We start from the raw sequence: 4,309 nt of genomic DNA, 5'->3' as shown, positions 1-4,309 counted from the left end.
TGTCAGGAAGATGACAGGCGCGATGATCATCTTGACCAGCTTGATGAAGGCATCACCCAGCGGCTTCAGGCTCTCGCCGGTCCCCCGGATAGAAATAGCCAATTGCGACGCCGAGGGCGATGGCGGCAAGCACCTGCGCGTAAAGCTTGGCATAGAAGGCTTTGCGGGGCGCGGGGCCCGCGCTGCGGACTTGTGCAGCTGACACTGTTTCTTTCCCTGACCGGATCGAGGTGGGTTCCTCCCGCCCAGGCTTCTCCCGTCGCGGCGCTCCGGTCGAACGCTGCACCAACGCTGCCGCAAGCTCCGTGTCAAAACGCGGCGGCGCGAGAAACGCGCAGGACCTCTCACGCCGTGCTTGTGCGGATTTCTGCACTCGCCGCTGGCGCGTGCCCTTCGTCGAAGGAAGGGCCGACTGTCGGGGATTGGAGGTCGCTCTGGGCGTTACACGCAGGCTGGCAGCCGCTGGAAGGCCGTCGACGCAAGCACTTTGCCTCAGGTGGCTGCGATCGGCATCCAGATGGTCGACATCTTGTTGTGGTTATGCCCAAGGCCGTCGCCCTAGCGGGCGCACGCTAGACACCTCTCTTGTTACCCCAGAGCATTACGTGCAGCTGCGGCAGCACGCGGGCTTCGAACCACCTGTCGCGGGTCACCTTTTCAATCAGCCACTCCATGCGTTTCATTATTCCGTCAAGGTCGACAGGCGCGTCTTCATTTCCGGCGCGTGGCGGCGTGTGATTGCCGGGTTGCAGATAGATCGGAAGTCGCGGAAACCTCGCGGCGGCGTCTTTCGCGTAAGCGTAGTCACTGTCGTCGAAAACAACGAGCTTGAGCATGATTTGCGGCTTCTCCTGCGCCGCTTCGATGCACGCCTCGACAGCGGCCCAATCGGTCCTCATTTCGCTTGACGGCGGCTTCGGGCTGAGGACCAGCACGTCAAGGTCGGCAAACCAGTCCCTGACCACGGAACCTTGGGTTTCCAGCGCAAAACGGTAACCTTCACCATGGCCTCGCTCGATGAGCGCACGAAACGGCTGAATGGCAGGATTGCCGCCTGACAGTGACACCATCACTGGCCGGCCACCGGAAAGCGCAACGACGGTTTGCCACACCGTGTCGATTGACATCATCTCCCATTCATGGCGGAATTGATTATCCACCGCATGGAGGCTGTCACACCAGGAACAGCGATAGTCACACCCGCCGGTCCTGATGAAGACAGTCGGCAAACCAATGAGCACGCCCTCGCCCTGGATCGTCGGCCCGAAAATCTCGCTGACGCGAATTGCCGGATGCGTATGGGTCATGGCCGGTACTCCGCCCAGGTTTTCGGCGTTTCGCTGACCCGCACGGCCGAGGTCTCGGGCAGGCGTGCCTTGCACCATCCATAGAAATGTCTGGCCAGACATTCCGCCGTGACTTGCTCATGCCCCAGCACTTCGTTGAGATGTCGGTGGTCGAAGCTCTCGTCGATATAGCGTTTGAGCGGCGCCAGATCATGATAGTCGCGCACGAAGCCGTGCTCGTTCAGTCCATTCGCTGAAAGCTCCACTTCAACGATGTAGTTATGCCCGTGCAGGCGCGCACATTGGTGATCGGGTGGCAACGAGCTGAGCTGATGCGAGGCTGAGAAGTGGAATTCCTTGGTGATGCGGAACATTACGCGGTCCTCCTTCGCAGCGCATCGAGCCAGAAGTCGGAGTCCTCGTAGTCGGTGGGGTCCGGCTGCCCAGAGAGATGAAACGCCTCGCGCCGCTCGACGCAGGTCCCGCACCTCCCGCAGTGACGCTCGGCGCCCTTGTAGCAGGACCAGGTCTGCGCAAATGGCGTGCCGTATGCTGCTCCATACCTAACAATGTCCGCCTTCGTGAGATTCACATAGGGTGCATAAACGCGAATCTTCGCGTAGCCGTCGAGCGCGTGGTCCTGCATCATCTGGAAAGCGTCGATGAAGGCCGGACGGCAGTCGGGATAAATGAAATGATCCCCACCATGCACGGCCGTCGCCACCGCGTCAGCGCCGTGCGCTGCGGCGAGGCCGAAGGCAATGGCTAACATGATGGCGTTCCGGTTCGGCACCACCGTGACCTTCATCGTGTCTTCGGCGTAGTGCCCGTCGGGCACGTCCACATTATCGGTCAGCGCGGAGCCGGAAAGGCCGCCGCCGATCTCGTGGATGTCGATGATGCGGTGCGGGACGCTCAGTCGCTCCGCGCAAAGGGCGGCGAAGCCCAATTCCTTTCTATGCCGTTGGCCGTAATCGAAAGATAGGAGGCCGGCGAGTTCGTGCTCCGCTGCCACCTTGTGAGCAAGGGTAACGGAGTCCAATCCGCCGGAGCAGACGACGAGAGTCTTCATTTTTGGGTCCTTGTTTTAACCGGGTAGGCTGCGACCGGAGATTTCTCTGCGCTCCCAGTACTTCAGGAAATCCATTTTGTGAAGTGAACGGGGGACGAGTTTCATGCGCTGACGTGCAGCTGTGTGCAAGGCGCCCTCGCGGTGAGCCTGCAAGGAACACTGACTAGCGAAACGTCACGCTTCAGCGGAATGCTCAAAGGCGAGCGCACCAGAATAAGCTCTGCAGGAGGTCCGGACCTTCGTAAACAAAGTTCTCGCGATCAAGCGCCCGGCGGTCCCGAGCTTCGAGGGACGCCACCGCGAGGGTTTCAGGTACTAGACGGCCCAAGGATGGGCTTGCCGCAAACAACGGACTTACCAGTGGGATGTTCAGCGACGCCGATGCAGATGTCTGGAATGATCACGACATCAATTGTCGCGGCAACTTTGGCTGGCCTGCTCCTCGGGTTCCATAGATCCAGCGTATTCCGCTTCAGGATCGGTTCGAACCGGAGCACTCCCTCGGTCAATGGACGTCCGGCAACAACCTGAATGATCGGTCGTGAGCCGACATCTGTGAACAAGCGGTGTGGTCGATTGCTATCACCCATGTGTTGCGCGCAGGTACCTTATGGCAGTGGATGAACTGGATTTGATGGTTTTACAGCTGGCGGTCGAAAGCGTCCGCTCGCTCTCCTTAAGCTTCGCTGAAAAGGCCGCCGAGGTAGCCACCAGGAGCCGCGGCATCCTGCTTTTCGACGTGCGGGTCGACGGTGATGCGGGGGTCCAGCGGGTCGCAGCCATCCGATATCAGGGCGACCAGATCGGCGTGCTGGCGTTGGACAGACAGGGCCTTGTTACCCACCATTGCATCGTCAACGGTACGTTCTCACATTTCATTGCGCCCTTGGAGAACTGGCACAGCATGCCTCTGTCGATGCAGGCCAAGATCGATGCCAACGGCCATGCCAGTCTCTTCCTAGGGGCCTTGCGAAATGCCGGACATTTGCTGGGCAGCTAGCATTTGGCCAGAATGCATCTGTGAATTTTTGCATGCGCATCGCTGCCGACAGCGCCGGCATGATTGTCGTGCTCGAAAACGGCTGCGGCGATCGCGGCAAAGCGATCGCCGCGATGATGGCGATCTACGCGTGGGCGTTGCATCGATGCGCGATCGTTTAGACAGAGGTCTCCGCCTGGCATCGAGCAACATGCACGGAGGTACGCAAAGCGCAAATGCATCAAGTATTTGAAGGGACGAGCCCCTCGCGCAAATGGGCTTGCGCTGCCGTTGTCGTCCCATCGTGCCGCCGAACTCGGGGGGCGTGACGATCGACCACGATGGCCTATTTTTTGCAAAGCCGAATGTCCCGATTCCGAAGCCAAGGAAAAAACTCCGACCACAGCGAAGAATAGTAACAACACGGGCGACGCAAGCCGCCTTGCCCTCTAGCAGGGGAGGTGCTTGCGGTGCTCTCACCGACACAAGATCGCAAATGGCACGTGGGTGAGCACCAGAACTGGCGACACGCATGGTGATCGGCTTGACTCGCTGGAGGAAGCACAAGGCCTCAGTGGGCGGAGGCGCCAGCGACGGTCGAATACTGGCTGGCTGCTCGGGATCTGATCGTTGAAATGACGTAGGATTTGGTTGCTTAAGCCGATCCGAACCATTTCCCGGAGACCACACCCACCATGAACGATCTTGCGCTGCCGCTGAGCGGTTTGTCATCAGTCGGCGGCAAGTCCGTCGTCGCCCGTTTCGACGGCGGCATGCTGTCGTCCAACAGCGGCGTTCTGGCCTTGGCCGAGGTGGAAAAGCGGTTGCGGGTGGCCGAGCGTCTGGCGCGTTGCATCGACGATCCGCGCTGCCCGGACCAGGTCGTCCACAGCCTGGCGGACATGATCGGCTTTCGCATGAAGATGATCGCCGCCGGCTACGAGGACGGCAACGACGCCAACCGGCTGCGCC

At 60.3% G+C, this 4,309-nt stretch carries 6 protein-coding genes and 1 pseudogene; 3 read left to right on the top strand and 4 right to left on the bottom strand.

The window, feature by feature from the left end:
- The 4 genes and pseudogenes from NKI01_RS30680 to queC all read right to left on the bottom strand — a co-directional run.
- Nucleotides 1-205 (bottom strand): annotated as a pseudogene (locus NKI01_RS30680) (cation:dicarboxylate symporter family transporter); the annotation flags it as partial.
- 367 nt (nt 206-572) lie between these two features.
- Entirely contained in the window at nt 573-1,307 is a 735-nt protein-coding gene (gene queE, locus NKI01_RS30675) for a 7-carboxy-7-deazaguanine synthase QueE (RefSeq protein ID WP_352549604.1), read from the bottom strand.
- Complete coding sequence (gene queD, locus NKI01_RS30670) at nt 1,304-1,660, bottom strand: 6-carboxytetrahydropterin synthase QueD (protein WP_352549606.1); 357 nt, start codon at nt 1,658-1,660, stop codon at nt 1,304-1,306. Before queD ends, queE begins: the two co-directional genes overlap by 4 nt.
- Nucleotides 1,660-2,358, bottom strand: a complete 699-nt coding sequence (gene queC, locus NKI01_RS30665; RefSeq protein WP_352549607.1) for a 7-cyano-7-deazaguanine synthase QueC — start codon at nt 2,356-2,358, stop codon at nt 1,660-1,662. The genes queD and queC overlap by 1 nt, the downstream gene beginning before the upstream one ends.
- Before the next feature lie 610 nt (nt 2,359-2,968).
- On the opposite strand from queC, the gene NKI01_RS30660 reads away from it, so the two are divergent.
- The 3 genes from NKI01_RS30660 to NKI01_RS30650 all read left to right on the top strand — a co-directional run.
- The gene (locus NKI01_RS30660; protein WP_023722055.1) at nt 2,969-3,358 is read left to right on the top strand and encodes a hypothetical protein; all 390 of its coding nucleotides are present in this window, start codon (nt 2,969-2,971) and stop codon (nt 3,356-3,358) included.
- 32 nt (nt 3,359-3,390) lie between these two features.
- Nucleotides 3,391-3,519, top strand: coding sequence for a hypothetical protein (locus tag NKI01_RS30655; RefSeq protein ID WP_023722056.1), 129 nt, complete (start codon nt 3,391-3,393; stop codon nt 3,517-3,519).
- Between the two features lie 513 nt (nt 3,520-4,032).
- A partial coding sequence (locus NKI01_RS30650) for a transposase (protein WP_352965836.1) occupies nt 4,033-4,309 on the top strand: 277 nt, incomplete at its 3' end.

Origin of the sequence: Mesorhizobium sp. M0815, assembly GCF_040319995.1 — a bacterium.
Classification (GTDB): Bacteria; Pseudomonadota; Alphaproteobacteria; order Rhizobiales; family Rhizobiaceae; genus Mesorhizobium.
The sequence above is the reverse complement of the archived record's forward strand: the minus strand, read 5'-3'. Positions and strand labels throughout refer to the sequence as shown.

Excerpts from the sequence above, each read along its gene's own strand:
- queC (WP_352549607.1), bottom strand. The coding sequence starts at position 2,358 with ATGAAGACTCTCGTCGTCTGCTCCGGCGGATTGGACTCCGTTACCCTT.
- queE (WP_352549604.1), bottom strand. The coding sequence starts at position 1,307 with ATGACCCATACGCATCCGGCAATTCGCGTCAGCGAGATTTTCGGGCCG.
- queD (WP_352549606.1), bottom strand. The coding sequence starts at position 1,660 with ATGTTCCGCATCACCAAGGAATTCCACTTCTCAGCCTCGCATCAGCTC.
- NKI01_RS30660 (WP_023722055.1), top strand. The coding sequence starts at position 2,969 with ATGGCAGTGGATGAACTGGATTTGATGGTTTTACAGCTGGCGGTCGAA.
- NKI01_RS30655 (WP_023722056.1), top strand. The coding sequence starts at position 3,391 with ATGCGCATCGCTGCCGACAGCGCCGGCATGATTGTCGTGCTCGAAAAC.